At 70.4% G+C, this 23,769-nt stretch carries 28 protein-coding genes, 1 tRNA gene and 1 pseudogene; 20 read left to right on the top strand and 10 right to left on the bottom strand.

Annotated elements, in window-relative coordinates:
* Positions 1 to 13: 13 nt before the first annotated feature.
* The 3 genes from ACLQ3K_RS16120 to ACLQ3K_RS16110 all read left to right on the top strand — a co-directional run bounded on the left by ACLQ3K_RS16120 (position 14) and on the right by ACLQ3K_RS16110 (position 1,005).
* The gene (locus ACLQ3K_RS16120) at positions 14 to 370 is read left to right on the top strand and encodes an HNH endonuclease (protein WP_426000715.1); all 357 of its coding nucleotides are present in this window, start codon (positions 14 to 16) and stop codon (positions 368 to 370) included.
* A 63-nt stretch (positions 371 to 433) separates the two neighbouring features.
* Positions 434 to 766, top strand: coding sequence for a hypothetical protein (locus ACLQ3K_RS16115; protein ID WP_426000713.1), 333 nt, complete (start codon positions 434 to 436; stop codon positions 764 to 766).
* Positions 766 to 1,005 (top strand): hypothetical protein, encoded by a 240-nt coding sequence (locus tag ACLQ3K_RS16110; protein ID WP_426000711.1) that lies wholly within the window; start codon positions 766 to 768, stop codon positions 1,003 to 1,005. Before ACLQ3K_RS16115 ends, ACLQ3K_RS16110 begins: the two co-directional genes overlap by 1 nt.
* Positions 1,006 to 1,159: 154 nt before the next feature.
* Here the strand turns inward: ACLQ3K_RS16110 and ACLQ3K_RS16105 are convergent, their stop codons facing one another.
* On the bottom strand, positions 1,160 to 1,777 hold the full coding sequence (locus ACLQ3K_RS16105) for a hypothetical protein (protein WP_426000709.1): 618 nt from the start codon (positions 1,775 to 1,777) through the stop codon (positions 1,160 to 1,162).
* A gap of 115 nt (positions 1,778 to 1,892) precedes the next feature.
* On the opposite strand from ACLQ3K_RS16105, the gene ACLQ3K_RS16100 reads away from it, so the two are divergent.
* Together ACLQ3K_RS16100 and ACLQ3K_RS16095 are read left to right on the top strand one after the other, a co-directional pair.
* On the top strand, positions 1,893 to 2,486 hold the full coding sequence (locus ACLQ3K_RS16100; protein WP_426000707.1) for a hypothetical protein: 594 nt from the start codon (positions 1,893 to 1,895) through the stop codon (positions 2,484 to 2,486).
* A gap of 3 nt (positions 2,487 to 2,489) precedes the next feature.
* Positions 2,490 to 2,726, top strand: coding sequence for a hypothetical protein (locus tag ACLQ3K_RS16095; protein ID WP_426000705.1), 237 nt, complete (start codon positions 2,490 to 2,492; stop codon positions 2,724 to 2,726).
* Between the two features lie 6 nt (positions 2,727 to 2,732).
* Here ACLQ3K_RS16095 and ACLQ3K_RS16090 read toward each other — a convergent pair whose 3' ends face one another.
* The gene (locus ACLQ3K_RS16090; protein WP_426000703.1) at positions 2,733 to 3,035 is read right to left on the bottom strand and encodes a hypothetical protein; all 303 of its coding nucleotides are present in this window, start codon (positions 3,033 to 3,035) and stop codon (positions 2,733 to 2,735) included.
* A gap of 328 nt (positions 3,036 to 3,363) precedes the next feature.
* On the opposite strand from ACLQ3K_RS16090, the gene ACLQ3K_RS16085 reads away from it, so the two are divergent.
* Positions 3,364 to 3,741: a DUF779 domain-containing protein gene (locus ACLQ3K_RS16085; RefSeq protein ID WP_426000701.1), complete on the top strand. Its 378-nt coding sequence runs from the start codon at positions 3,364 to 3,366 to the stop codon at positions 3,739 to 3,741.
* A gap of 78 nt (positions 3,742 to 3,819) precedes the next feature.
* Positions 3,820 to 4,230, top strand: a complete 411-nt coding sequence (locus ACLQ3K_RS16080; protein ID WP_224647763.1) for a carboxymuconolactone decarboxylase family protein — start codon at positions 3,820 to 3,822, stop codon at positions 4,228 to 4,230.
* Here the strand turns inward: ACLQ3K_RS16080 and ACLQ3K_RS16075 are convergent.
* Complete coding sequence (locus tag ACLQ3K_RS16075; RefSeq protein ID WP_426000699.1) at positions 4,178 to 4,888, bottom strand: phosphatase PAP2 family protein; 711 nt, start codon at positions 4,886 to 4,888, stop codon at positions 4,178 to 4,180. The two genes, ACLQ3K_RS16080 and ACLQ3K_RS16075, sit on opposite strands and share 53 nt — an antisense overlap.
* Positions 4,889 to 4,981: 93 nt before the next feature.
* Between ACLQ3K_RS16075 and ACLQ3K_RS16070 the strand changes: the two genes are divergently transcribed.
* Complete coding sequence (locus ACLQ3K_RS16070) at positions 4,982 to 5,680, top strand: hypothetical protein (protein ID WP_426000697.1); 699 nt, start codon at positions 4,982 to 4,984, stop codon at positions 5,678 to 5,680.
* A 1-nt stretch (position 5,681) separates the two neighbouring features.
* On the opposite strand, the gene ACLQ3K_RS16065 is transcribed toward ACLQ3K_RS16070, so the two are convergent.
* Positions 5,682 to 6,434: a hypothetical protein gene (locus ACLQ3K_RS16065; protein ID WP_426000695.1), complete on the bottom strand. Its 753-nt coding sequence runs from the start codon at positions 6,432 to 6,434 to the stop codon at positions 5,682 to 5,684.
* 69 nt (positions 6,435 to 6,503) lie between these two features.
* On the opposite strand from ACLQ3K_RS16065, the gene ACLQ3K_RS16060 reads away from it, so the two are divergent.
* Positions 6,504 to 6,758, top strand: coding sequence for an AbrB/MazE/SpoVT family DNA-binding domain-containing protein (locus ACLQ3K_RS16060; RefSeq protein ID WP_426000693.1), 255 nt, complete (start codon positions 6,504 to 6,506; stop codon positions 6,756 to 6,758).
* The gene (locus ACLQ3K_RS16055) at positions 6,746 to 7,150 is read left to right on the top strand and encodes a PIN domain-containing protein (protein WP_426000691.1); all 405 of its coding nucleotides are present in this window, start codon (positions 6,746 to 6,748) and stop codon (positions 7,148 to 7,150) included. Before ACLQ3K_RS16060 ends, ACLQ3K_RS16055 begins: the two co-directional genes overlap by 13 nt.
* A gap of 379 nt (positions 7,151 to 7,529) precedes the next feature.
* Here ACLQ3K_RS16055 and exaC read toward each other — a convergent pair whose 3' ends face one another.
* From exaC to ACLQ3K_RS16040, 3 genes are all read right to left on the bottom strand, one after another.
* Entirely contained in the window at positions 7,530 to 9,053 is a 1,524-nt protein-coding gene (exaC, locus tag ACLQ3K_RS16050) for an acetaldehyde dehydrogenase ExaC (protein ID WP_068526037.1), read from the bottom strand.
* 101 nt (positions 9,054 to 9,154) lie between these two features.
* Entirely contained in the window at positions 9,155 to 10,387 is a 1,233-nt protein-coding gene (locus ACLQ3K_RS16045; protein WP_426000688.1) for a GAF domain-containing protein, read from the bottom strand.
* A 31-nt stretch (positions 10,388 to 10,418) separates the two neighbouring features.
* Complete coding sequence (locus tag ACLQ3K_RS16040; RefSeq protein WP_426000686.1) at positions 10,419 to 12,401, bottom strand: CocE/NonD family hydrolase; 1,983 nt, start codon at positions 12,399 to 12,401, stop codon at positions 10,419 to 10,421.
* Positions 12,402 to 12,646: 245 nt separating this feature from the next.
* Between ACLQ3K_RS16040 and ACLQ3K_RS16035 the strand changes: the two genes are divergently transcribed.
* The 3 genes from ACLQ3K_RS16035 to ACLQ3K_RS16025 all read left to right on the top strand — a co-directional run bounded on the left by ACLQ3K_RS16035 (position 12,647) and on the right by ACLQ3K_RS16025 (position 14,218).
* Positions 12,647 to 13,087, top strand: a complete 441-nt coding sequence (locus ACLQ3K_RS16035; RefSeq protein ID WP_224647756.1) for a DUF6918 family protein — start codon at positions 12,647 to 12,649, stop codon at positions 13,085 to 13,087.
* A gap of 2 nt (positions 13,088 to 13,089) precedes the next feature.
* Positions 13,090 to 13,482: a RidA family protein gene (locus ACLQ3K_RS16030; protein WP_426000684.1), complete on the top strand. Its 393-nt coding sequence runs from the start codon at positions 13,090 to 13,092 to the stop codon at positions 13,480 to 13,482.
* 121 nt (positions 13,483 to 13,603) lie between these two features.
* Entirely contained in the window at positions 13,604 to 14,218 is a 615-nt protein-coding gene (locus tag ACLQ3K_RS16025; RefSeq protein WP_224647754.1) for a putative glycolipid-binding domain-containing protein, read from the top strand.
* A 9-nt stretch (positions 14,219 to 14,227) separates the two neighbouring features.
* On the opposite strand, the gene ACLQ3K_RS16020 is transcribed toward ACLQ3K_RS16025, so the two are convergent.
* Complete coding sequence (locus tag ACLQ3K_RS16020; RefSeq protein WP_426000681.1) at positions 14,228 to 15,187, bottom strand: prephenate dehydrogenase; 960 nt, start codon at positions 15,185 to 15,187, stop codon at positions 14,228 to 14,230.
* A 79-nt stretch (positions 15,188 to 15,266) separates the two neighbouring features.
* Here ACLQ3K_RS16020 and ACLQ3K_RS16015 point away from each other — a divergent pair, with 79 nt between their 5' ends.
* From ACLQ3K_RS16015 to ACLQ3K_RS16005, 3 genes are all read left to right on the top strand, one after another.
* A complete protein-coding gene (locus ACLQ3K_RS16015) occupies positions 15,267 to 15,785 on the top strand; it encodes a tRNA adenosine deaminase-associated protein (RefSeq protein WP_224647752.1) in 519 nt (172 codons plus the stop codon).
* Between the two features lie 29 nt (positions 15,786 to 15,814).
* On the top strand, positions 15,815 to 16,249 hold the full coding sequence (locus ACLQ3K_RS16010) for a nucleoside deaminase (protein ID WP_426000884.1): 435 nt from the start codon (positions 15,815 to 15,817) through the stop codon (positions 16,247 to 16,249).
* Between the two features lie 46 nt (positions 16,250 to 16,295).
* Positions 16,296 to 16,383: transfer RNA gene (locus ACLQ3K_RS16005), tRNA-Ser, on the top strand.
* Here ACLQ3K_RS16005 and ACLQ3K_RS16000 read toward each other — a convergent pair.
* A complete protein-coding gene (locus ACLQ3K_RS16000; protein WP_426000679.1) occupies positions 16,365 to 17,054 on the bottom strand; it encodes a DUF2306 domain-containing protein in 690 nt (229 codons plus the stop codon). The genes ACLQ3K_RS16005 and ACLQ3K_RS16000 overlap by 19 nt on opposite strands.
* Positions 17,055 to 17,165: 111 nt before the next feature.
* Here ACLQ3K_RS16000 and ACLQ3K_RS15995 point away from each other — a divergent pair, with 111 nt between their 5' ends.
* Positions 17,166 to 18,002, top strand: coding sequence for an arylamine N-acetyltransferase family protein (locus ACLQ3K_RS15995; protein WP_426000677.1), 837 nt, complete (start codon positions 17,166 to 17,168; stop codon positions 18,000 to 18,002).
* On the opposite strand, the gene ACLQ3K_RS15990 is transcribed toward ACLQ3K_RS15995, so the two are convergent.
* Positions 17,989 to 18,378, bottom strand: coding sequence for a hypothetical protein (locus ACLQ3K_RS15990; RefSeq protein ID WP_426000675.1), 390 nt, complete (start codon positions 18,376 to 18,378; stop codon positions 17,989 to 17,991). The genes ACLQ3K_RS15995 and ACLQ3K_RS15990 overlap by 14 nt on opposite strands.
* Here ACLQ3K_RS15990 and ACLQ3K_RS15985 point away from each other — a divergent pair.
* The 3 genes and pseudogenes from ACLQ3K_RS15985 to ACLQ3K_RS15975 form a co-directional block, all read left to right on the top strand.
* Positions 18,369 to 20,819, top strand: a pseudogene (locus ACLQ3K_RS15985) (MMPL family transporter); the annotation flags it as partial. The gene ACLQ3K_RS15990 and the pseudogene ACLQ3K_RS15985 sit on opposite strands and share 10 nt — an antisense overlap.
* Positions 20,820 to 21,377: 558 nt before the next feature.
* Positions 21,378 to 22,679: a tRNA guanosine(34) transglycosylase Tgt gene (tgt, locus tag ACLQ3K_RS15980; RefSeq protein ID WP_374201326.1), complete on the top strand. Its 1,302-nt coding sequence runs from the start codon at positions 21,378 to 21,380 to the stop codon at positions 22,677 to 22,679.
* Between the two features lie 34 nt (positions 22,680 to 22,713).
* The gene (locus ACLQ3K_RS15975; RefSeq protein ID WP_426000673.1) at positions 22,714 to 23,703 is read left to right on the top strand and encodes a GlxA family transcriptional regulator; all 990 of its coding nucleotides are present in this window, start codon (positions 22,714 to 22,716) and stop codon (positions 23,701 to 23,703) included.
* Positions 23,704 to 23,769: the final 66 nt, after the last annotated feature.

Raw genomic sequence — 23,769 nt, 5'->3', positions numbered from 1 at the left:
GAAGGGACACCGAATGGCCCACAACTGGTCCAACGACCGCCGCTGCAGCAACCCAGCATGGCGCCGCCTCCGCACCCAGATCCTCGAACGCGACGGCAACCGCTGCCAACGATGCGGCGCCCACGGCGACCAGACAGGCGTCCGCCTCGAGCTCGACCACATCACCCCCGTCGCCGAAGGCGGACAGGACAGCCCCGAGAACACCCAGTTGCTGTGCCACGACTGCCACCTCGACAAGTCGAAACGCGAAGCCCTCGCCGGCCAACGCCGCCGCCGCGCACGCCTCCGGCTCCCCGCCGAACCGCACCCCGGTCTACGCCAGGTGGGGGAGGACCCCCGACCGCCCCACCAGCGCAGGCGGCACGTATAGCGCCTCCGGCTGCGTGCATCGCATCCGTCAACCCCAGACCCCTGCGAGGAGGAAGGTACCCGCATGACCAGTCGGAAATCTGCAGGTGAAGAGCTGGTGGCCTCGTTGACCGCCGGGCTCGCCGAGGGCGTGGAGTGGGATGAGCGGGAGGTGCACCTGCTCGCTCAGATCGCAGCTGTCACGGACCGCAACACGATGCTCGGTGAGCTGTTCGAAGCTGAGATGGCGAAGCCTGAGCGGTCGACGCGCCGCATCACCGAGGTGGCCGGGGAGATCCGGCAGGGCGAGATGTCGGTGGCGCGGATGATGGCGCTGTTGACGCCGGACCCGGATACGCGGGTGAAGTCGGCGCGGCATCAGGCGGCGGCGAACGCTCGTTGGCGCGGGGCCAGCTGATGGCCCGCCGCACAGCTGCCCGCACGGATGACGCGCTGGTGCACGCCTTGATCGGCGAGTACAGGGCGTTGGACGAGATGTATGCGCCGTTCGTGGGGTCGACGCCGTGGGCGGCCCTGGCGGATCGCCTGCTCGACGGGGATCCGGTCTGTGTGTGGGCGTGGGAGCTCGAGGGGTGCCCGTTCGATCTGCGGGCGCGGGTGACGGTGCAGCTTGGCCGGCCTGTGGTCCCTGGGTGACCTGAAAACACCAGCAGACCCGCACGCAGGGTCGGGAGTGCTATACGTCCCGGCTGTGGTGTGCCGAGCGATCGGGGTCCCTCCCCAGGCGTATCCTGGGTGGTGCGGGGCGCCCCTCCGTTTCACGGAGGCATTGCGCCCCGCCCTTGCGTCGTCAGACCTCTCGATAGTGCTTCCGCAGGTTCTCAGCGATGCTGGCGCTAGCTCCGAGCCCGACCGCATAGGACGCGACGAAGAGTTCGCTCAGGCCGGCGTTCTTCAGCTTCTTGATCGTGGGTTGGATGATCTCCCTACCGTGTCCGCGCTTGGCGCCGCCGAAGATCTCCGAATCCCACTGCAGGACGAACTTGAAATCGCCTATGAGCTCATCATCGATCGATGGCTCGATCTCGTCGGTGGCCGCGTTGTATGCACCCACCGCGGACGCCCAGCCCTGGTAGGACTCGGACCACTCAAGGCAGATCACCGTCTGATCCTTCGGTGTCGCACCGATCGCGACGGCCAGGTCGTCGAGGGTCGGCCATGCCGACAGAACGGGACCACCTGGGCTCCGCGGGTGGTTTCGGGCGATCTCCACGGTGCCGGCGCTCGAGAAGCGTTTCAGCACGGCGTTTCCGTCTAGAGGCGCGTTTCGGTTCGGCATCACCGTGATTCGTTGGTCGAGATCTGTGCAGTTGGAGGCGATCCACTCGAGGAGGCGGCGGTTGGCATCGGGGTCGAGCCTCGAGGCTGCTGGCAGCAGTGCGCCGCGGTGGCTTACGTGTGCATACATGAGCGAAACGCTAGTCCCCGTGAGCCGCGATGAGCTTGAATTTGACTGGCCGAGGAATCCGCTGATGCCAGGCGATCCGCGCTCGCGTCCCGCGCGGTAGATCTACCATTTGCCGATGGATCTAGCTTTCAACGTCGCGCAGGTTGCTGTTGGTGGCGTGATCGGCGCAGCAGCGACCCAGCTTGCGACGTGGGTACGGGAGCGGCGGCGCAATCGCGAGGTGTACAGGGCACCGCAGCGGGACGCTATCGCTGCCCTAATGGTCGCGCACAACGAGATGAAAATCGCCGCATCGGCGATTGGGGATGCACTCGTGACGGAGTTGTCGCACGAGGACACGAGTCGAATTCTCGATGCGTTGGTGCGCGGCCTCATGGAGACAGATCGCGCCTTCGCAGTCTGTCGCCTGGTTGTGGCCGAGCCGGAGACGAGAGAGAAGCTGGCGAGTGCTCAGGCCGAATTCGACAAGCTTGCTCTCACCCTCAACCACCCACTCGCTGGGCAGATGATCGCCAACGGCGGCGAACCGTATCGCCGGTTCATCAGAAAGATCCTGTCTACCGCGGATCTGCTCGAAGCTGAGCGGATTGAGCTGATCAGTATTGCTGAGAAGAGACTCGGTGCCGTCGCGCCGCTGAGCTCCGGTATCCGGCACAAGTTCAATACTCGCCGAAGGCGCAAGATCGCCGACAACGTAGGAGAGGATTAGCACATGCCTGAGACATCTTTCGCCACACTAATCGAAACGTGGTGGGGTAACCGAACCGAGGAGCAGCGCAACATCCTGAAGGAGGCCGCGGCAGAGAACTCGGAGCCACTCGATCCGGCGATTGCGAAACTCCTGCTTGACACGCGTTGCCCATTCCCACAGGTCGGCAGCGCCTGGGCAGGACAGGACCTCACGTGGCATTGGAACGAGACTGTTCGACAGTTCGTGCTCGCCAACTAGTCGCCGTTAGTCGGCGGCGTCCGCCTCGTGGTCTTGGACCTCGAGGCGCACGAGGCCTGCATCAGTCACAGTCGCCTCGGCGTGGAAGCGCGCGGAATCGGTGTCGCCATCTGTCACCACGACCGAAGTGATCGCAGCCCAGTTCAACACCAGCCGCGGCGGACGACCGTAGCCGGCGAGTGCCTCAACAGTCCGCGCCTCGATCCTGTTCGAGATCGCCCGGAGTACGGCGTCATCTCCGCTCGCGGCGTTGTTGACAACTGCGATGTTGAGATCGACGTCCGGTATGTACAGGTACATGCTCGCCATAGCTGGAACAATACGGTGTCGTGCGGACCTATTGATGTTTCACGATGTTTCACGCGGCCGCTGATTGCCTGCGCGGGCACCAGAACGGCACCGATACGTGCTACCAACGTGTAGATTCAATGGAGTCGGTACCACATGGATCATGTTGCAGCTCAACGCTAGATGGAATATGTGCCATCGTGTAGAACGTAGCTCTGTGGCTCAGCGCGTCAGAAGGTCAGGGGTTCGAATCCCTTCGGGCGCACAGGCAGACGCCGGGTCAGTTCATCTGACCCGGCGTTTCTGCGTTCCGGCTGCGTTACCGTCGAAGGCGACGACGGGAGCGGGCATGGACGAGCGGGTGGAATCGACGCAGGCGGCGCGGGCGATGCTGGGCGAGCTGTGGGACGGCAACGGCCCGCTGCTGATCCACCAGAGTGGCGGCTGCTGCGACGGCTCGGCGCCCATGGTGTTCGCCGTCGACGAGTTCCGCGTGGGCGATGCCAACGTGCGGCTCGGCACCGTCGAACTCGGGGACGGGCGCGACGTGCCGGTCTGGGTGTCCGACGGCGAAGCGCGGGTCTGGGAGAACAGCGTGCTCGTCCTGGACCTCGAGCCGGGCCGCGCCGCCGGCTTCTCGCTCGAGGGCTCCACGGGCAAGCGGTTCGTCTCCCGGGTCCGGATCACGGGCGCCGACGGTGCCGCCTGCCCCGTCCCGCAGGCCTGAGGCGAGCGGGCACGGGGCCCGAGGACTACCGTCGATCGTGAGACATGCGAATGACATGTCGTCGACGGAGGTGGGCCCGTGCCCGAGCAGTACGACATCGATAGCGAGGCGTCGATCGCCCGCCGGGAGGCCGGCGTGGAGGTGCTGGAGGGCATCGACGGGTCCGCGGCCCGGACGGTGATCGACGGGCTGGCGGAGGTGAACCCCGCGCTCGCGCACCACATCGCGGCATGGGGATTCGGCGACGTCTACGCCCGGCCCGGCCTGAACCCGCGCGACCGTCAGCTGGTGACGCTGGGCATCCTCACCGCGCTCGGCGGGACCGAGAACCAGCTGCGGGTGCACGTGAACACCTCGCTCAACGTGGGCATCACCCGCGAGGAGATCAACGAGGTCCTCCTGCATGCCGCCGTGTACACGGGCTTCCCGCGCGCGATCAACGCGACGCTGGTCGCGCGGGACGTGTTCGCGGAGCGCGACCGCGCCTGACGGTGTCGGCCAGTCGGCGGTCCCAGCGCGCCCACGACGCGGGCGGGAGCAGCGCGAGCCCGACGGCGACGCCCGCGAGGCCGATCGCGAACCCGGCCGCGGTGTCGGAGAACCAGTGCACGCCCAGGTACAGGCGGCTCGCCGCGACGGCACCGATCACCACCGCGGGCGCGAGGAGTGCGAGCAGCCGCCGGCGGGCGGTCCAGCCGGCGGTGACGGCCACCGTCGTGGCCAGGAGCAGGGCCGTCGTGCCCGTGACGTGGCCCGACGGGAAGCCGTAGTCCGTCTCGTTCGCGAGATGGTCGACGAGCGGCGGGCGTTGGCGGGCGAAGGCGTACTTCAGCGCGAGGGTCGCCGCGGAGGCGACGGCGGTGCTGCCGAGCACGAAGACGGCGGAGGCGGCGGACCGTCGCCACGCCAGGAGCGCGGCGACGAGCACGCCGAGTGCGATGGTGCCGCCCGGCGAGAAGACGTCGGTGATGAGGGTCATCACCGACGTGGTGGCAGAGTCGCGGTGCTCGATCATCTCCTCCAGCACCTCGCCGTCGGCCTCGGTGACGGGCCGCCACCCGACGAGCAGGCCGAGGGCGACGACGGCGCCGACGAGCGCGACGGCGGCGGCCAGGTAGTACCGGCCGAGCCGGTCGAGAGTGGGCATCAGTCCAGATTGCCCGCGCGAAAGTCGTTCGCGCAACCCAAGACCGGGTAAAGCATGCCTCATGACCGGGGGTGGTGCGGGTAGCGTGAGGCCATGCGGAAGCGACTGAGGCGGGCGCGCGCGGCGCGGCTGCAGCGCGACACCCTGTACGCGGACGTCTCCGAATGGCAGCCGGAGCTGCCCGAGAAGTACCCCTACCGGTGGGTGGCGATCCGGTCCAACGACGGCACCTACCGCGACCGCAGGTTCGCCGCCAACTGGGACACGGTGCGGCGCATGCTCGACGACGGCCGGCTGGTCGGCGCGATCGTCTACGCCGTCGTCCGCCCCAACTGGGAGGAGACCCTCGCCGTGCACATAGAGATGCAGGGCGAGGACCGGCCCGACGTGGTGACGATGGCCGACGCGGAGTCCTGGGGCGGGCAGATCGTGGGCGACCACTCGGAGGCCTTCAACGGCTTCACCTGGGGCGCCTCGGACTGGCGCGGCGGCGGCGCGGACCCGCGCCCGACCCGGTGCATCGGCTACCTCAACCCCAACGACATCAGCATTTGGCAGACCCTGCCCGACATGCCCTTCGTGGTCCCCTCCTACGGCGCGCTGCCCGACTTCGCCCGGGCGCCGGAACTGGGGCGGCGCTTCGCGATCCACCAGTACACCGACGGCAGCGGTTACGGCGGCGGGCTGCCCGAGGGCTACGGCCGCGTGCGGTGCGACATGAACGCCGCCAACGGCCTCGACCCGTGGCAACTCGGGGATCTGCTCGGCACCACCACGATCCCGGTGGACTGAGTCAGTTCCGGTACGCGGTGTAGTACCCCTCGGGGAGGGCCGGCAGCCAGCCGTCGACCCACGCGCCCGCGTAGACCCGGTCGCCGCCCGCGATCAGCTCGACGACGTGCCCGGGCAGCTCCGCGGCGACGAGGGGCAGTAGACGCAGGCCCTCGTCGCGGTACCGCTGCGCCGCCGCGTCGGAGCTCCAGCCCGTCTCCCAGTCCAGCTCGCGCTCCCAGAGGTCTTGCCAGGCTTGGAGTTCGGCGGCGAGCTCCGCCTGTAGCCCCAAGCTGTCGGGGCCGACGTTGCCGGATGTGGCCCACAGCGCGGTGCTGCTGTAGTCGCTCATGAGGCGGATCCACCGCTCCCGTGCGACGTGGAAGGAGCGCACCACTGTGCCCGCCGGAAGCGGTCTCTCGCCCGACGGCGACCACCCCGTCGCCCAGCCTCCGGCGTAGCCGCCGCCGTCCCCGACCGGCCACAGGCTGTACTCGATCAGGAAGCCGGGCAGTTCGGTGACGAGTGCGTCGACGATCGCGCGGCCGTCGCGGGCGTAGGCGGCCGCGGCGTCGGCGGAGCGCCACTCGTGGCGTTCGAGGTGCTCCGCCTGGAAGAGCGCGTGCCAGGCATCGATGCGAGCGGTGAGTTGCGCGGACAGTCCCACATCGGCGCCGGTCAGCGGGCGCAGGTTGTCCGCGCCGAGGAGCGGAGTCGGCTCGTAATCCGGATACACGCGTAGGACGCGGGTCGGGACGAGGGAGGAGTCGGGCATCCGCCCAGGCTACGTGGGCGATTGTGCGACCGCATCGACATATTCCAGGAGCGATGGTAGGAAAATGGTATGAGAACTACCATCGACGCAGCGGGCCGGATCGTGGTGCCGAAGGCGATCCGGGACGCGATGGGGTTGAGCGCGGGGAGGGCGGTGGACGTGACGTTCGCAGACGGGCGCATCGAGATCGAGGTGGCACCTGTTGAGATCGACATCGTGCCGGGCCACCCGTTTCCGAAGGCCGTACCGCGGGAGCCGATTCCGCCACTGACCGACGAGATGGTCCGTCGGACCCTCGAAGAGGTCCGGCAGTGGCCTCGCTAGCGTGCGACACCAGCGTTCTGCTTCCGTCGTTGCTGTCCTGGCACCATGCGCACACCAGGTGCGCCTTCGCGTTGGCGCAGCAGGAGTTCGCGGTGCCCGCGCATGCGCTGATGGAGACCTTCAGCGTGCTCACCAGGCTCCCCGAGAATCGGCTCTCGCCGGAGCAGGCCGCCGCGCTCATCGCGGGTGTCGACGCACCGTTGATCGATCTTCCTGGCAGTGAGCACAGGCGAGTGGTGGCGGCCCTAGGAGCGCGCGGGATCGGTGGTGGCGCGACCTATGACGCACTGGTGGGCGCAACCGCAGCGCACCACGGAATGACACTCTTGACCGCCGACCTGCGGGCGCCACGGACCTACGAGGCGGTCGGGGCCAGGTACCGGACGGTGTGAGGCGGCACCGTCGGGCGCACACGGCGGGGACGGACGCACCCGCTTCCGCCCGAACCTCGGTGCGTGTCGGCGAAGGATCGCCGGCGTGTCGTCGCAGGACTGCACCGAAGATGGGAGCGCGTTCGAGCGCTCGGGTGGCGGTCAGGCGGCTGCGCGGAGGGGTATGCGTACCGCGCATCGCCTTCTCCCTGAATATCGCTGTGACCTGCATGTTCATGGGTATGCGCAGGGTGCATCACCTGCGCGAACAACGACGCCTCCCTCCTCGGGGACAGGTTGCCCCGCGGCCGCCCCAGTGAGCACCCGGACATGCGAGCGGCGCCGCCCCCGGATGGGAGACGGCGCCGCAGACACCCTCAGGCGTAGCCCGGGCAGGGGATCAGAAGAAGCCCTGCGCGCCCGGTGCGTACGAGACCAGCAGGTTCTTGGTCTGCTGGTAGTGATCGAGCATCATCTTGTGGTTCTCACGGCCGATGCCCGAGTCCTTGTAGCCGCCGAACGCCGCGTGCGCGGGGTACTGGTGGTAGGTGTTCGTCCAGACGCGGCCGGCCTGGATGTCGCGGCCCGCGCGGTAGGCGACGTCGCCGTTGCGCGACCACACGCCGGCGCCGAGGCCGTAGCGGGTGTCGTTGGCGATCTCCATCGCGTTGTCGTAGCCGTCGAAGGACGTCACCGCGAGCACCGGGCCGAAGATCTCCTCCTGGAAGATCCGCATGTCGTTGGTGCCGGAGAAGATGGTCGGCTGGATGTAGTAGCCGCCGGAGAGGTCGCCGCCCAGGTCGGCCGCCTCGCCGCCCGTCACCAGCGTCGCGCCCTCGTTCTTGCCGATCTCGATGTACGACAGGATCTTCTCGTGCTGCTCCTTCGACGCCTGCGCGCCGATCATGGTGTCGGTGTCCAGCGGGTCGCCCTGGATGATCGACTTGGTGCGGATGGAGCCGAGCTCGAGGAACTCGTCGAAGATCGGCTTCTCCAGCAGCGCGCGCGACGGGCAGGTGCACACCTCGCCCTGGTTCAGCGCGAACATCGTGAAGCCCTCGAGGGCCTTGTCCTGGTAGTCGTCGTTCGCGGCCATGACGTCCTTGAAGAAGACGTTCGGGCTCTTGCCGCCCAGCTCCAGGGTCACGGGAATGAGGTTGTCGGCGGCGTAGCCCGCGATCAGCTTGCCCGTGGTGGTCTCGCCGGTGAAGGCGATCTTGCGGATCCGCTTCGACGAGGCCAGCGGCTTGCCGGCCTCCAGGCCGAAGCCGTTGACGATGTTCACCACGCCCGCGGGCAGCAGGTCGCCGATGAGCGACCACAGGTACAGCACCGAGACCGGCGTCTGCTCGGCCGGCTTCAGCACGATCGCGTTGCCGGCGGCCAGCGCGGGGGCCAGCTTCCACACGGCCATGAGGATCGGGAAGTTCCACGGGATGATCTGGCCGACCACGCCGAGCGGCTCGTGGAAGTGGTACGCGACGGTGTTCTCGTCGATCTCCGAGATCCCGCCCTCCTGGGAGCGCAGGCACGACGCGAAGTACCGGAAGTGGTCGATCGCGAGGGGGATGTCGGCGTTGAGGGTCTCGCGGATCGGCTTGCCGTTGTCCCACGACTCGGCGAGCGCGATCGACTCGAGATTGGCCTCCATGCGGTCGGCGATCTTGAGCAGGATCCCCGCGCGGACGGCCGGCGCGGTCTTGCCCCAGGCGGGGGCGGCGGCGTGCGCGGCGTCGAGCGCCAGCTCGATGTCCTCGGCGGTCGATCGCGCGACCTCGCAGAAGCCCTGGCCGGTGACGGGGGTGACGTTCTCGAAGTACTGCCCCTTGACGGGCGCGACCCACTCGCCGCCGATCCAGTTGTCGTAGCGGGACTGGTAGCTCATGAGCGAGCCGGCTGCCCCGGGGCGTGCGTAAACGGTCATGGAGGACCTCCAGAAGAGTGGCGTGATGTCAGTCACATTCCACCCTACGCAGTGACCGTTGCAACAACGTTGCAGTCGGTTGCAACGTCGATCCGCCCAGGTCAGGCCAGGTCGATGGCGATCGCCGCGAGGCGGCCGTCGGCCTCGGCGCGCGCCCGCGCATCGCCGTGCGCGCGCAGGACGCGCCAGCCGTGCTCGTCGTCGCGCGCGTCGGGCAGGTCGAGCCACCGTCGGAGCAGGCCCAGGTCCCGGCTCGCCAGCACGGCCGAGCGGAGGCTCTCCGCCAGCTCGGTGCGCAGCCGCGCGACGCCGGGTGCCGCGGAGTTGGGGAGCAGGGGCCCGCGGTAGACGGCGAGGGCGTCCGCGACGCGGCCCGCGCGGATGGCGCGCGCGGCGTCGTCGGCGTCGGAGGCCAGGGCGCCCAGCAGCCGGTAGGGGCGCGAGCCCAGCAGGTCGGCGCCGACGGTCTTGCGCAGCCGCGAGACCTCCGCGCGGACCGTCACCACGTCGAGGTCGCGCTCGTCGAGCAGCAGGGCCAGGTGGTCGGCGGTGAGACCTTCGGGGTGCCGTGCGAGCAGGGCGAGGATGTCGGCGTGCCGGCCCGTCAGCGGCACCTCGCGGCCGTCCCGCTCCAGCACGGGGCGGCCGCCCAGCAGCCGCAGCCGCGGGCCCGCCGCGGGGGCGGGCGGGGTCAGCCGGAGGATCGCCAGCTGCCCCTCGACGGCCAGCGCCGCGGCCCGCACCAGCGCCAGGGCCTGCGGCGTCGCGACCTCGGGGCCGCCGGTCACGTCGAGCACGCCGATCGGTGCGCGGGTCACCGGATCGTGCACGGGCACGGCGGTGCAGTTCCACCGGTGGGCCCGCCGGGCGAAGTGCTCCGACCCGGCGATCTGCACCTCGGTGTCCAGCGCCAGCGCCGTGCCGGGCGCGTTCGTGCCGGCCGCGGTCTCGCTCCAGTTCGCGCCCGGGATGAAGTTCATCGCGGCGGCCCGGCGGACGGCGGCACCGTCGCCCTCCACCCACAGCAGCGTCCCGTCCCGGTCGCCCACGGCCACCATCGCGCCGGCGGAATCGTCGACGAGCAGCCTGCGGATCACCGGCATCACGCCCGACAGCGGGTTGCGGGCGCGCAGGGCGTCGAGCGCACCGTCGCCCGACGGTGCCTCCCCGTCCGGGTTCACGCCCAGGTCGCGGCTGCGCTGCCAGCTCTCGGCGATGAGGTGCCGCAGCTGGGACGCGCGCAGCGCGGACTCGTCGACCGCACCGTCGACGAACATGCTGTGCAGCCGCGCGGCCGCACCCGCGGACGCGACGGCTCGGGAACCGGTCACCATCGTGCTTCCGACGATAGCCCGGAAGAGGCCGTCACCAGCCCGGATCGCCCACGATCTGCAGGCTCACGTAGGACGGCTGCTCGGGGCTGAGCAGCACGGTCTGCTTGCCGAACCGCGTCTTCACCAGATCGGGGACCGTCGCCAGGTAGCGCGGCACGCTGCCGGCGTAGACGTCCACCCGCAGGCGGTGGCCCTCCTCGAGCAGGGCGTCGGTGGGGACAACGTCGACGTCGATCTCGATCGTCTCGCCCGGCACGACCTTCTGCTTCGCCGACCAGGTGAGCGGGTGGAAGGCGCCGAGCAGCTCGCCGTCGAGGTCGTAGGTGCTGCGCGCCGGATCCAGGGCGCGGTTCGAGGCCATGACGGCGCCGCCCGAGAGCACCGTCGACGTGCCGTCGGGCGCCACGTCGTTGACGGTGACGGTCCAGATCGCCTCCTCGCCCTCGCACTGCGTCACCAGGTGCACGTTGATCGCGCCGCTGATCTGCACCGGCACCGCGGCCGGCGGGGAGGTGAAACAGATCGCGCCGCGCTCCTGGACGCCGGCGTGCCCCAGTGCGGGGACGGCCTTGGTCAGGCCCGCGAGTACCTGCGTCAGGTCGGGCGAGGCCAGGCCGCGCAGGTCGATCCGCGTGGACGCGGACGCGTGCCGGCGCGCCGGGAAGGTCGCGAGGCCACCGTCGTACTTCGCGTGCTCCGCCGTGCCCGACGGTGCCGGGGTCGCGTAGAGCCGCCGGGTGCGGGCGCCGGGGCGCGGGAAGGACTCGCCGGCGGTCCAGCCGCCGCCCTGCTGCTGCAGGGTGACGGGGCCGTAGCGGTCGACGCCGTTGTCGATGCCCTTGAGCCAGCGGTCGTACCAGGCCCGCTCGAGGACGTCGATGCGCGGCGGCGCCTGGGTGCCGCCGAAGCCGGCGCCCATGTCGACGTGGAAGCCGTCGGTGATCACCATCTGCTTGCTCCCCGCCGGCAGGTTCAGGCGGTCGAAGGTGCGGGGCGTGCTGCGGCCGAAGAGGTCGTGCCAGCCGCCGAACAGGAAGGTCGGGGCGGTGATGCCCTCGATCTTCGCGTTCCGCTCGGTGAAGTACGGGTTGTCGTTGACGCGGGGGTCGCGGCCGGTGAGTACGCCGGTCACCACCGACGGGATCTCCGTGGCGGGCGAGACGATGCGGCTGTGCAGCCAGCGGAAGACGTTGCCGTTCACGGTGTCGCGGAGCAGCGTGCGGGGGTTGTAGAGCCACTTGAGCGCGTTCACCGCGCCGAGCCACAGCGGGATGAACACCGACGGGAGGCCGCCCGTGATGTAGATGTCGCGGACGATGTCCTCGCTGCCCTCGATCGCGAAGACCGCGCCCAGGCCCTCCGGCGCGTGCCCGGCGGCCTGCAGCGAGTTGATCGCGGAGTACGACCAGCCGCCCATGCCGAGCTTCCCGTCGCACCAGTCCTGCCCGCGCGCCCAGCGCAGCACCTCGACGGAGTCCTGCTGCTCGCGCGGGCCGAGGATCTGCCACACGCCGTGCGACGTGCCGGTGCCGCGGACGTCGACGATCACCTGCACGTAGCCGCTGCGCACCAGGCGGCGGTTGATGCCGAAGCCCTGCAGCAGGCCGCCGGAGAAGTCGACGGTGCCGCCCGTGAGCGCCTTCGAGGCGTTGGTCAGCGCCGGCCCGACGAACGCGGCGTGCGTGGTCTCGTCGATCGCGTCGACGATCATCCGGTTGTACGGGTTGAGGTTGAGGATCGCGGGGTAGGGGCGTTCGACGGGCACCCCGTCGAGCTCGGCGGGCCGCACGACGGTCGCGCGCAGGACGACACCGTCGGACATGCGGATGTCGACGTTGCGGTCGATGTGGACCCGCGGGTAGGTGAGCCGGCCGTCGACGGCCTCGCGCCAGGCGAGGGCGTCGGCGCCGCCGGTGGGATCGCCGAGGGGGAGCGTGTGGTCGACGCGCGAGTGGTGCTCGCCGCCCGACGGGGACGGCAGCACGGGGCTGCGGTCCCAGAGCGGGAAGCGCACACCGGACAGTCGTGCGTTCGCTCTACCGGATCGGCTGGTCACCATTGCAACCCCTTCCTTCAATCGTCAACTTAGATCACGGGTGACGTACCTCACAAACCGCGGTGGCCGTTGTTGCAGATCCGATGCAGAACGGTTGCATTCCCGGCGGGTCCGGCTCAGCGTGGATTCAGCACTCCGCACGCCGCCGGAAGGCCCGATAAGCTCGTCATCGCAATCGACCGCGAAGACTCGGAGGTACCCCCATGTCGCTGACCACCACGCTCCTCGACCCCGCGCGCCAGCCGGCCGTCGTCGCCGACTTCGCGTCGGTCGTCGAATCCGAGGTGGGCGACAAGAGCGGGCTGTCGGGCACCGTCATCAAGACCGCGTACGCCGCGGTCAAGAAGGTCTCGCCGAACGTCATCGAGTCGGCGCTGACCAAGCTGCTCCCCGACTTCGCCGCCGCACTCGACCCCTTCTGGACCGACTTCCAGGCCCAGGGCCCCGGCGACTTCGGCCAGTACCTCGCCGCCCGCGGCGACGCCGTCGGCGACGCGCTGCTCGCGGTGACCGACAAGAAGGCGGAGTCCACCAGCCAGCCCGCGCTGCGCAAGGCCTACTCGAGCCTGCGCGGCAAGGCCAAGGAGAACGTCGTCGCGGCGCTCCCGCGCGTCGGCGCGGCCGTCCAGAAGAACGCCGCCTGATCATGGGCGGGGTGCAGCTCCACGGCTCGGACCAGCTGACCACCGCGGTCGAGCACGCCTACAGCGCGACGGTGCCCGCGGGCGCCACGCTCCACGTCGCCGGTGTGGCGCCGCTCGACCAGGGCGGCACCACCGTCGCCCCCGGTGACGTGCAGGGTCAGGTCCGCGCGGCCGTGGCGAACCTCCGGGTGATCCTGGGCGAGCGCGGCGCGCAGCTGTCCGACGTCGCGCGACTGACCGTGTTCGTCGCCGAGCATCTGCAGGTGGACCTGCAGGTCGCCTCCGAGACGCTGGCCGAGGTCTTCGTCGACCTGCCGCCCGTGTCGATCATCGGCGTCAGCCGCCTGCGCTACGACGATCAGGTGGTCGAGATCGAGGCCGTCGCGGCGCTCTGAGCGGGCCCGACGGACGCGCGTGACGGGCGGACCCCTGTGAGCGCCGGCACAGCGACAGCGCTGACCGAGTGGCGGCCACAGGGGTTCGTTCGCGCCGGATGCGAGGGGTTACCGTAGGGGCGTGAGTACCCCTACATCCGCAGACGCAGTGGCCACCGTGATCACCGGCGCGAGCTGGCCCAGGATCCTCACCTGGCGTTCCGAGGACGGGAACCTCCTGGAGTCGGTGCGCGTGCAGCTCACGGGCGACCGGATCAAGGCGTACGGCCGGATCATCGCGGCCCCGTCGGCCGACGGCCCCGCCTTCAACGCCTCGTACGACCTGGTCACCGACGACGAGGGCGTCACCAAGCGCCTCTCCGTGCACGCCCTCACCGAGGCCGGCGAGGCGCAGGTGACGATCGCGCGCGACGGCGAGAACCACTGGCTGGTCCAGGGCGCGCAGGGCTCGGAGCGCGGCTTCTTCTCCGGCGCGCTCAGCGTCGACGTGCTCAAGTCCGCGTTCTTCAACGCCCTCACCATCCGCCGGTTCGACCTGCAGAGCCACCCGGAGGAGATCGACGTGCCGGTCGTGTACGTCGACCTGCCGACGCTTGCGGTCAAGGAGACGGTCATCAACTACGACGGTGCCGCCGACGGCATCACGGTGATCTCCCCGATCAGCAGCTCGAAGATCTCCGTCGACGCCGACGGCTTCGTCGTCGACTACCCGGGCCTCTCGCGCCGCGTCGAATAAGTCGAGTAGTCAGTCGAGCGCCGTGATCACGCCCCCGGCGTGACCGGCCTCGCGCAGCGCCCGCTGCCACCCCGCCCCGTCGAGCACGGGGGTGAAGGGGGTGCGGCGGGCGTTCTCGTACCGCCTGCGCGCCGCGTAGCCGCGCTCGGTGATGTCGCCGACGGTGCCCCGCTCCGCCAGCTCGGCGCGGGCGGCGATGAGCTCGGCGATGGTGTCGTCCAGCGCGTCCAGCAGGGCCTCCGCGTTCGCCTCGCACATCGCGTTCACCAGCGACGGCGCCGTGCCCGCCACCCGCGTGACGTCGCGGAAGCTGCTCGCGGCCAGCGACAGGGCCAGTTGCTTCGCGGCCGGGTCGAGCTCCGCCGTGATCGCGACGGCCTCGGCCACCACGTGCACCGAGTGCGAGATCCGCGCGACCGCCGCGTCGTGCTCGGTGGAGCCCGCGGGCACGATCACCGCGCCGCAGTCCAGGCCGACGGAGGCCGCGAGCCGCCAGGCCTCCGCGGGGGTCTCGTCGTCGGCGGTGACCACCCAGGTCGCGCCGTCGAACAGCCCGGCGTCGGTGGCCTCCCAGCCGGAGAAGGCGGTCCCGGCCATCGGGTGGCCGCCCGCGTACCGCCCCGTCAGGCCGGCGGCGGCGACCCGGCGCGCGACGTCGCCCTTGACGCTCACCGCGTCGGTCAGCCAGGCGTTCGGGGCGTGCTCGGCGACGGCCGCGAGCACCCCGTCGAGCGCGGGGACGGGCACCGCGACGACGACGACGTGCCCGCCCTCCTCCGCGCGACGCAGCGTCGCCGCGAGGTCCGACGAGGCGTCGAAGCCCGCGGCCCCGGCATCGTCGACGGCGGCGGCGGAGCGGTTCCAACCGTAGGCGGGGCGTCCCGCGCGGCCGAGGGCGCGGAGGATGGATCCGCCGATGAGGCCGAGGCCGAGGACGCACACGGGGACGCCGGAATGAGGTGTGGACACCCCGCTAGCGTTCCACAGCGGCGTGAGGAAGCCGTATGAGACGTGTCGCGGACGCGCGTTTACGGATACGGTTCTCTGCATGGCCGCAGAGACCTCACCGGAGCGTTACGACGACACCGACGGCTACGCCGTGGCCGTGATCCGCGGGGAGACCGCCTGGACGGTGCACCTGCTCGACCCCGGCGCGCTGGGCAGCATCGCCAAGGCCGAACAGGAGCTCAAGGCGCTGCGCGCGACCGGCGCCGTGATCGGCCTGCTCAACGTGGACGATGAGTACTTCGTCATCGTGCGCCCCGGGCCGTCGGACTCGCGGATCCTGCTCTCCGACGCGACGGCCGCCGTCTTCGACGAGCTGGCCGTGCAGGCGCTCGACCGGCTCAACGTCGACGTGCCGGACATCGACCCCGAGGAGATCGAGGACACCGACCCCTGGCCCGAGGGCGATCTCGGCATCCTCGGCGACCTCGGCCTGGGCGAGCAGGAGCTCAGCGTGCTGCTGGCCGACCCGGACCTCTATCCCGACGAGCAGCTCCAGGTGATCGCCGAGCGGCTCCAGTTCGACGCCGAGCTGGGCGCGATCCTCGACTCGCTGGGCTAGTGGCACTGCTCGACGCCGAACGCGCGGCCATGGGCGCCGCCCTGGAGGCCGCGGGCCTCGCGGGCCCCGACGACGTCCCCGTCGGCGCCGCCGTCATCGCGCCCGACGGTGCCGTGCTCGCGCTCGCGGGGAACCGCCGGGAGGCGCTCGGCGACCCGACGGCCCACGCGGAGATCCTCGCGATCCGCGAGGCCGCCACGCGGTTCGGCGACGGCTGGCGGCTCGAGGGCTGCACCCTGGCCGTCACCCTGGAGCCCTGCGCCATGTGCGCCGGCGCGCTGGTCTCGGCCCGCATCGGCCACCTCGTCTTCGGCGCCTTCGAGCCCAAGACCGGGGCCGTCGGTTCCGTGTGGGACGTGGTCCGCGACCCCCGCGTCACCCATCGGGTGACGGTGCGCGGCGGGGTCCGGGAGGCGGAGTGCGCGGCGCTGCTGCACCGGTTCTTCCAGTCGCACCGGTCCTGACCTGCCGATTTATCTCCCGGGGTGACTTCCGGTAAAGTACTCCGACGGTGGCGTGTCCGAGCGGCCGAAGGTGCAGCACTCGAAATGCTGTGTGCGGTAACCCCGTACCGAGGGTTCAAATCCCTCCGCCACCGCCGAGAGAGACCCTCTCCGACCCCGGTCGGAGGGGGTCTTCTCCGTTCCGGGCCGGCGTGCCCGCCGCACGGCGCCGCTTCGGCGGGGTGCGCCGCAGCCACCACTCGCAGAAGCCGATCGCGATCAGCCAGCTCGGCCAGGCGACGATCGCCGGCCCCCACGAGTCCATGAAGGACTCCGGCACGCCCGCGGCGTCGAGGACGAGGAACGAGATCGGCCCCAGGATCCGGTTGATGATCACCGAGTACATGAGCGCCGCGCTGCGCAGCATCCAGCGCCGGTGGGCGGCCACGTCGCCGCCCACGATCGCGCGGACGCCGAGCGCCGTGAACAGCAGCATCAGCGAGCCCAGCGTGATGTTGGACGCGGCGTTCACCGGCCCGAAGGGCGTCACGGTGCCGATCGCGATGGCCGCGAGCCCGACGGGCAGCGCGCACGCCACGTAGATCCGGCCGGCGATCCAGTGGTACTTCGCGAACCAGCGGCGCCCCAGCTGCACGAGCCCGGCGAGCATGGCCACGGACCCGAGCAGGATGTGCCCGACCAGCAGCCCGTAGTACCAGTTCGGCTGGTCGTCGAGCGGGACGCGGCTGCCGCCCGTCAGGTAGGGAGGAAGGGAGTAGGCGAGGAAGACGAGCACCAGCAGGGCGCCCACCAGCAGTTTCTTCATACGGGGAACGCTAGGAGCGGAGCCCGCGGCGGCGGATCACCCGCGCGGGTGGACCTGCGTAGTCCGCACGGGTGAGGCACCATGATCGTGGGATCCTTCGAGGGGGAAACGATGAACGACGACGGTGCCTGGGGCGCGCCCGCCCTCGACCTGCCGCGGTACCTGGAGCGCGTCGGCCTCAGCGCCCCGCCCGCGCCCGACCTCGCCGGCCTTTCCACGCTGGTCCGGGCGCACGCGACGACCCTGCCGTGGGAGAACTTCGACGCCGTCCGCGGGATTCCCGGCGACCTCACCGTCGACGCGCTGCAGCGGCGCATGATCGACGGCCGCCGCGGCTACGGCTGCACGGGCCACGTCCCGCTCCTGGCTGCGGTCCTGCAGCGGACGGGCTTCCGGTTCGGCGCCGCGTCGGGCCGCGTGCTGGTCGACGGCCGCCCCTCCGCGAGCACGCACGCCCTGCTCGTCGTCGAGGTCGACGGTGCGCCGCACCTCGCCGAGGTCGGCTTCGGCGCGGTCCCGCTCGCGTCGCTGCGGCTGGAGAGCGGCCTCGAGCAGTACGCCGACGGCTGGCGCTACCGGCTCACGGCGTCGACCGTCGGCTTCGGCGAGGAGTGGCAGCTCGACTTCCTCGACCCGAGCTCGGCCCAGTGGCGGCCGCAGTACCGGTTCGCGCTCACCGACCGCACGTGGTCCGACCTGCGGATGACCAACTTCTACGTCGCGACCTCGCCGCACTCGCCCTTCCGCGGGCGGCTCATGGCGGTGGTCAACCGGCCCGGCGAGCGGCACGTGCTCACGCGCGACGCGGTGATCACCACCCGCCCCGACGGGTTCAAGGAGTCCGTGCCGTACGCGGCGGCGGACCGTCGGGCGATCCTCGCCGCGACCTTCGCGATCGACCTGCCCGAGGACGAGGCCGCCGCGCTCGCGGCGGTCAGTGGGAGCTGAAGAAGCCGATCGCCTTGTCGCCGCTGTCGCAGCGCGCGAGCATGCCGGGGGTCTGCGGGAAGGTGCAGTTCCAGCCGTCGACGGTGACGGGCTTCGCCTGCGCGATCTGTGGGCCGAAGGCGTTCGCGACGCGCATCGCCTCGGCGCAGTCCACCTTCACCGTGCCGAGCGCGTGGACGTACAGGGCCCCGTCGGGGCCGCGGGTCTGCCCGCACATCTCGGCGCGGGTCTCGGCCACCGTCGCCGTGGCCGACGGTGCGCCCGACGGCGCGGGTGCGGGGTCGGACGAACTGCCGCAGCCCGCGAGGAGCAGGCCGCACACTGTTGCAGTTGCGACGGCTGTGACAGGCGTTGCGAAGTGCTGAAATGCGGTCATGCCCTGCACGCTACCCGCGTTTCGGTGATGAGCCTCACAAAAGTGCCGGTCAGCGACATTATTGCGGGCGGCAACGATCGGTACACTCGAACACGACCCGCATCGCGCAGCCCGTCGCGCCTCGACGACTCGGAGTGACTCGCATGGCACTGTTCCTGTACCGGCTGGGGAGGTTCGCCTACCTCAATCGTTTCAAAGTCATCGCGGCCTGGCTGCTGATCTTCGTCGGCATGCTTGCGGGCGGCGCGCTGCTCAGCAAGCCCACGGTCGACAACTTCTCGTTGCCGGGCCTGCCCTCGGCGAAGGCGACGGACATCGTCTCCGCGAACTTCGGCGACAACGGCGGCGACCCGTTCACCACCGCCTCGGCGACCATCGTCTTCCACACCAAGGACGGCAAGCTCACCGATCCGGCGGCCGCGGCGGGCATCGACCGCACCATCGCCGACATCAAGAACCTCACCAAGGACGAGGACGGCCGGAAGGTCTCCGTGGTGCAGGACCCCGAGCTGCTGCACAACCCGACGGGCAAGCTGGACACGAACGCCCTCACCCCGGACCAGCGCTCGAAGCTCGAGACGATGACGGCGCAGGGCAAGGACATCGCGTCGACCAAGACGCAGGCGCAGAAGGACGCCGACGCGGCGGCCACCTCGTCGGTGAGCCCCGACGGCAAGACCGCCAAGATCACTGTGAACTTCATCGGCAAGGTCACGGAGCTCCCGGACACCCTCTCCGAGGACATCAAGAAGGCCCGCGAGGCCGGCGAGGCCGCGTCGAACGGCACCCTGCAGGTCGAGGCCGACGGTTCCGCCGCCCGCGGCGCCGAGGACATGGGCATGACCAGCGAGATCATCGGCATGATCGTCGCCGCGATCGTGCTGATCATCACCTTCGCCTCGCTCGTCGCCTGGGGCCTGCCGCTGATCAACGCGATCATCGCGGTGCCGGTGGCCATCGGCGGCGTCATGATCGCCACCCACTTCGTCGAGCTCGGCACCTTCCCGACGGTGCTGACGTCGATGATCGGCCTGGCCGTCACCATCGACTACGCCCTGTTCATCGTCTCGAGATACCGGCACGAACTCCGGCGCCTGGGCGCCACCACCAAGGAGCAGCGGGCCGAGGCCGCGGGCATCGCCGTGGGCACGGCCGGCACCGCCGTGATCTTCGCCGGCCTGACGGTGATCATCGCGCTCGCCGCGCTGGCCTTCATCGGCATGGACTTCCTCGGCCAGATGGGCGTCGCCGCCGCGTGGGGCGTGTTCATCGCTGTCATCGTCGCGCTGACCCTGCTCCCTGCCCTGCTCGGCCTGTTCGGCTCCAAGGTCTTCGCCGGCCGCGTCAAGGGCCTGCACCCGCAGGACACCGACCAGGGCGAGGGCCGCGTCGCGAACGGCCTGCGCTGGGCCAACCTGGTCAAGAAGGTTCCCGTCGTCACCCTCGTCGCGGGTGTCGCCGTCCTCGGCATCCTCGCCATCCCGATGAAGGACATGAAGACCGCCCTGCCCGGCTCGGGCATGAGCGAGAAGAGCACGTCGGAGCGCCAGGCCTACGACCTGATCTCCGACGCCTGGGGCAAGGGCGCCAACGGCACCCTCCTCGTCGCGGTCGACGGTGCCGGGGCCCAGCCGAACCAGCGCCTGGGCGCCTACAAGCAGATCGTCGACCAGCTGAACAGCAACCCCAACATCGCGCCGCTGATCGCGAACGCGCAGATCGCGCAGCTCGCGGCGGACAACAAGGCCGCGACGATCATCGTGACGCCCAAGTCCGGCCCCAACGAGGACGACACCAAGACCCTGGTGACCAAGCTCCGCACCATGGTCAACGGTGACGCCGGTACGAAGGCGCGGCTCGGCGTGGACCTCGGCGTCGCGGGCAGCACCGCCATCGAGATGGACATCTCGGAGGAGCTCAACAAGAACGCGCTGCCCAAGTACCTGGCGATCGTCGTCGGGCTGGCGTTCCTGCTGCTGCTCGTCGCCTTCCGCTCGATCCTCGTGCCGCTCACGGCCGCGCTGGGCTTCCTGCTGTCCGTGGTCGCGACGTTCGGCGTGACCTCCGCGATCTTCACCGACGGTGCCCTCGGCCTCATCGACAACACGCAGCCGTTGGTCTCGTTCCTGCCGATCTTCATGATCGGCATCGTCTTCGGCCTCGCGATGGACTACCAGGTCTTCCTCGTCTCCCGGATGCGCGAGGAATTCGTGCACACCGGCGACGCCACGCAGTCCGTGGTGACGGGCGTGCAGTACGGCGCCCGCGTGGTGACCGCCGCGGCGATCATCATGATCTCGGTCTTCGCCTCGTTCATCCTCAACGAGCAGGTCTTCATCAAGGAGATCGGCTTCGGCCTCGCCGCCGCCGTGCTGCTGGACGCCTTCGTGGTGCGCCTGGTGATCATCCCGTCGGTGATGATGCTGCTCGGTAAGTGGGCCTGGTGGCTGCCGAAGTGGCTCGACAAGATCCTGCCCAACGTCGACATCGAGGGCGAGGCGCTCGTCGCCCAGCTCGGCCGCAGCGACGCGAACGCCGACACCGCCGCGATCCCCGCGCAGACCACGGCCGAGATCCCGGTCCCGACCGAGCAGCTCGTCGCCGCCGGCGCGACCGACGTGCACGCCCGCGGCAAGGCGCGGGTCGCGCAGGCCGGCGTGAACGGCCACGCCAACGGCATGGCCATCGGCGCCGAGCTCCCCACGGCCGCACCGACGGTGCCCGTGCCGCTGGTGCCCCTCGGCAAGGACGACGAGCACGTCACGGAGCAGGCGCCCGTGTACGCCGACACGGAACAGGTGGCCACCGCGGCACCGGATACGGTCGCGCCGGACACCGGCGAGTACCCGGTCGCACGGCCCGGCGTCCCGCGCCCGGACCAGACCGCGACCGGCCCGATCGTCGCGCGCGACCGCACCCGCGACGAGATCGCCCAGCTGCGCGAGCAGAACAAGGCGATCGCGGCGGAGCTCAGCGCGCTGCGCTCCGACTACCGCTCGATGACGAGCCGCACGCGGCTGCAGAGCGAGCACATCAGCGACCCCACGCGGTTCGAGATCGAGGGGCGCCTCGAGGGCCCCGACGGTCCGCTCGGCCGCGCCGGCCGGCTGCTCACGCCGCACGGCGAGATGCTCACCCCCGCCTTCATCCCCGTCGGCACCAAGGCCACGGTGAAGACGGTGCTGCCCGAGGCGGTCTCGGAGCTGGGAGCGCAGGCGGTGCTGGCGAACGCCTACCACCTGTACCTGCAGCCCGGCCCGGAGATCGTGGAGCAGGCCGGCGGCCTCGGTGCCTTCATGAACTGGGACGGCCCCACCTTCACCGATTCCGGTGGCTTCCAGGTGATGTCGCTCGGTTCCGGCTTCAAGAAGGTCATCGACATGACCGGCGGCGAGGAGCTACAGGGTGACGACGCGATCGCCGAGGGCAAGGACCGCCTCTCCCGCGTCGACGACGACGGCGTGACCTTCCTGAGTCACCTCGACGGCACCGAGCACCGGTTCACGCCCGAGGTGTCGATGCAGATCCAGCATCAGCTGGGCGCCGACGTCATCTTCGCCTTCGACGAGCTGACCACCCTGCACAACAGCCGCGCGTACCAGGTGGAGTCGCTGGAGCGCACCCGCCTGTGGGCGCGGCGCTGCCTCTCCGAGCACAACTGGCTCACCGCGCAGCGGCGGGACGCGATCTCGCTGTGGGGCGTCGTGCAGGGCGCGCAGTACGAGGACCTGCGCCGCAAGGCGGCCCGCGACCTGCGCGCGCTGAGCGAGGAGGACCGGCTCTCCGGCGGCCTCGGCTTCGGCGGCTACGGCATCGGCGGCGCGCTGGAGAAGGCGAACCTGTCGACCATCGTGCGCTGGGTGAACCAGGAGCTCGAGGAGGACCGGCCGAAGCACCTGCTGGGCATCTCCGAGCCGGACGACATCTTCGCCGCGGTCGAGCAGGGCATCGACACGTTCGACTGCGTCTCCCCGTCGCGGGTGGCCCGCAACGGCGCGATCTACTCGCTCGACGGCCGCTACAACGTGACCAATTCGCGGTTCAAGACGGACTTCCGCCCGCTGGATCCGGAGACGCAGAACTACACCTCGCAGTACACCCGCGCGTACATCCATCACCTGTTCAAGGCGAAGGAGGGCCTCGCGGCCACGCTGGCCACGATCCACAACGAGCAGTTCATCGTCTCCCTGGTCGCGAAGATCCGGCAGTCGATGCTCGACGGCACGTACTGGGACTTCAAGGAGGAGTTCCTGGGTCGCTACTACAAGGGCACCCAGCAGCACCTCGCCAAGTCCGACTAGGCCGCGGGGGCCCGGCGCCCCGTAGGATTCGGACATGTCCCACGTGGTGGCGCTGCCCGTCTGCGACGGGATGACGATGCTCGAGTACGGCACCGTGCTCGAGGCGCTGAGCTTCGAGTGGAACGACCTCCCGTCGCTCGGGTACGACGTGCGCGGCTGCGGGCCGGCCGAGGGCGTGCGGACGCTCGGCGGTGCCGTGCTGCGGCCGGCGTACGGCCTCGACGAGATCGCGGGCGCCGACACCGTCATCATCACGGCGGTCTCGGATCCGCGGATCGATTCGAATCCGGAGTGGCACGAGCCGCTGCGGGCGGCCGCGGCGAACGACGCGCGGATCGTCTCCATCTGCACCGGCGCCTTCGCGCTCGCCGCGGCGGGCCTGCTCGACGGCCGGCGGGCCACGACGCACTGGCGACACGCGGGGCTGCTGCAGTACCGCTTCCCGCGGGTGCACGTCACGCCGTCGGAGCTGTACATCCAGGACGGCCCGGTGCTCACCGGCGCGGGCTCCGCGGCGGGGCTCGACCTGTGCCTGCACCTCATCCGCACCGACCACGGCGCCGCCACCGCGAACGAGGTCGCCCGCCGCCTGGTGGTCGCGCCGCACCGCGACGGCGACCAGTCGCAGTTCGTGAACATCGACACCCTGCGGCCCGACATGGACAAGCGCTTCGCCGACTTCCTCCAGGGCCTCGCGCACGGCATCGGCGGGGTCAGGGGACTCGATGACATGGCGGCCCGTGCGGGCGTCTCCCGTCGCACCCTGCACCGCCGGTTCCGGCAGTACACCGGCATCGCGCCGCTGGAATGGCTGATGCGGCAACGGGTCTACCGGGCCATGCGGCTGTTGGAGACCACCAACGACTCCGTCACCGTGATCACCGGCCGGGCGGGCTTCGACGCCGAGGAGACGCTGCGCTACCACTTCAAGCGGCAGACCGGACTCGCGCCGACGGCGTACCGCGAGCGCTTCCGCGGCAGCGAGGTGGGCCGCAGCTCCGCCCGGCCCGTGGCCGGATCTTGAGGAATTCCGGCACCGCAGACCTGGGCGGCGCGGCGCACCCCGGATAGCGTTTCGGACATGAGGATT

This window comes from Tsukamurella sp. DT100, from assembly GCF_049844855.1.
Classification (GTDB): Bacteria; Actinomycetota; Actinomycetes; order Mycobacteriales; family Mycobacteriaceae; genus Tsukamurella.
The sequence above is the reverse complement of the archived record's forward strand: the minus strand, read 5'-3'. Positions and strand labels throughout refer to the sequence as shown.

What these genes read in the sequence shown, in the direction of transcription:
- ACLQ3K_RS16090 (WP_426000703.1), bottom strand. Translation starts at nt 3,035, where the DNA reads ATGGCGAGCATGTACCTGTACATACCGGACGTCGATCTCAACATCGCA.
- ACLQ3K_RS15995 (WP_426000677.1), top strand. Translation starts at nt 17,166, where the DNA reads ATGAACGACGACGGTGCCTGGGGCGCGCCCGCCCTCGACCTGCCGCGG.
- ACLQ3K_RS16115 (WP_426000713.1), top strand. Translation starts at nt 434, where the DNA reads ATGACCAGTCGGAAATCTGCAGGTGAAGAGCTGGTGGCCTCGTTGACC.
- ACLQ3K_RS15990 (WP_426000675.1), bottom strand. Translation starts at nt 18,378, where the DNA reads ATGACCGCATTTCAGCACTTCGCAACGCCTGTCACAGCCGTCGCAACT.
- exaC (WP_068526037.1), bottom strand. Translation starts at nt 9,053, where the DNA reads ATGACCGTTTACGCACGCCCCGGGGCAGCCGGCTCGCTCATGAGCTAC.
- ACLQ3K_RS16075 (WP_426000699.1), bottom strand. Translation starts at nt 4,888, where the DNA reads ATGCCCACTCTCGACCGGCTCGGCCGGTACTACCTGGCCGCCGCCGTC.
- ACLQ3K_RS16035 (WP_224647756.1), top strand. Translation starts at nt 12,647, where the DNA reads ATGTCGCTGACCACCACGCTCCTCGACCCCGCGCGCCAGCCGGCCGTC.
- ACLQ3K_RS16100 (WP_426000707.1), top strand. Translation starts at nt 1,893, where the DNA reads ATGGATCTAGCTTTCAACGTCGCGCAGGTTGCTGTTGGTGGCGTGATC.
- ACLQ3K_RS16015 (WP_224647752.1), top strand. Translation starts at nt 15,267, where the DNA reads ATGGCCGCAGAGACCTCACCGGAGCGTTACGACGACACCGACGGCTAC.
- ACLQ3K_RS16120 (WP_426000715.1), top strand. Translation starts at nt 14, where the DNA reads ATGGCCCACAACTGGTCCAACGACCGCCGCTGCAGCAACCCAGCATGG.
- ACLQ3K_RS16045 (WP_426000688.1), bottom strand. Translation starts at nt 10,387, where the DNA reads ATGGTGACCGGTTCCCGAGCCGTCGCGTCCGCGGGTGCGGCCGCGCGG.
- ACLQ3K_RS16070 (WP_426000697.1), top strand. Translation starts at nt 4,982, where the DNA reads ATGCGGAAGCGACTGAGGCGGGCGCGCGCGGCGCGGCTGCAGCGCGAC.
- ACLQ3K_RS16085 (WP_426000701.1), top strand. Translation starts at nt 3,364, where the DNA reads ATGGACGAGCGGGTGGAATCGACGCAGGCGGCGCGGGCGATGCTGGGC.
- ACLQ3K_RS16060 (WP_426000693.1), top strand. Translation starts at nt 6,504, where the DNA reads ATGAGAACTACCATCGACGCAGCGGGCCGGATCGTGGTGCCGAAGGCG.
- ACLQ3K_RS16105 (WP_426000709.1), bottom strand. Translation starts at nt 1,777, where the DNA reads ATGTATGCACACGTAAGCCACCGCGGCGCACTGCTGCCAGCAGCCTCG.
- ACLQ3K_RS16095 (WP_426000705.1), top strand. Translation starts at nt 2,490, where the DNA reads ATGCCTGAGACATCTTTCGCCACACTAATCGAAACGTGGTGGGGTAAC.
- ACLQ3K_RS16030 (WP_426000684.1), top strand. Translation starts at nt 13,090, where the DNA reads ATGGGCGGGGTGCAGCTCCACGGCTCGGACCAGCTGACCACCGCGGTC.
- ACLQ3K_RS16010 (WP_426000884.1), top strand. Translation starts at nt 15,815, where the DNA reads ATGGGCGCCGCCCTGGAGGCCGCGGGCCTCGCGGGCCCCGACGACGTC.
- ACLQ3K_RS16000 (WP_426000679.1), bottom strand. Translation starts at nt 17,054, where the DNA reads ATGAAGAAACTGCTGGTGGGCGCCCTGCTGGTGCTCGTCTTCCTCGCC.
- ACLQ3K_RS16110 (WP_426000711.1), top strand. Translation starts at nt 766, where the DNA reads ATGGCCCGCCGCACAGCTGCCCGCACGGATGACGCGCTGGTGCACGCC.
- ACLQ3K_RS16065 (WP_426000695.1), bottom strand. Translation starts at nt 6,434, where the DNA reads ATGCCCGACTCCTCCCTCGTCCCGACCCGCGTCCTACGCGTGTATCCG.
- ACLQ3K_RS15975 (WP_426000673.1), top strand. Translation starts at nt 22,714, where the DNA reads ATGTCCCACGTGGTGGCGCTGCCCGTCTGCGACGGGATGACGATGCTC.
- tgt (WP_374201326.1), top strand. Translation starts at nt 21,378, where the DNA reads ATGACGAGCCGCACGCGGCTGCAGAGCGAGCACATCAGCGACCCCACG.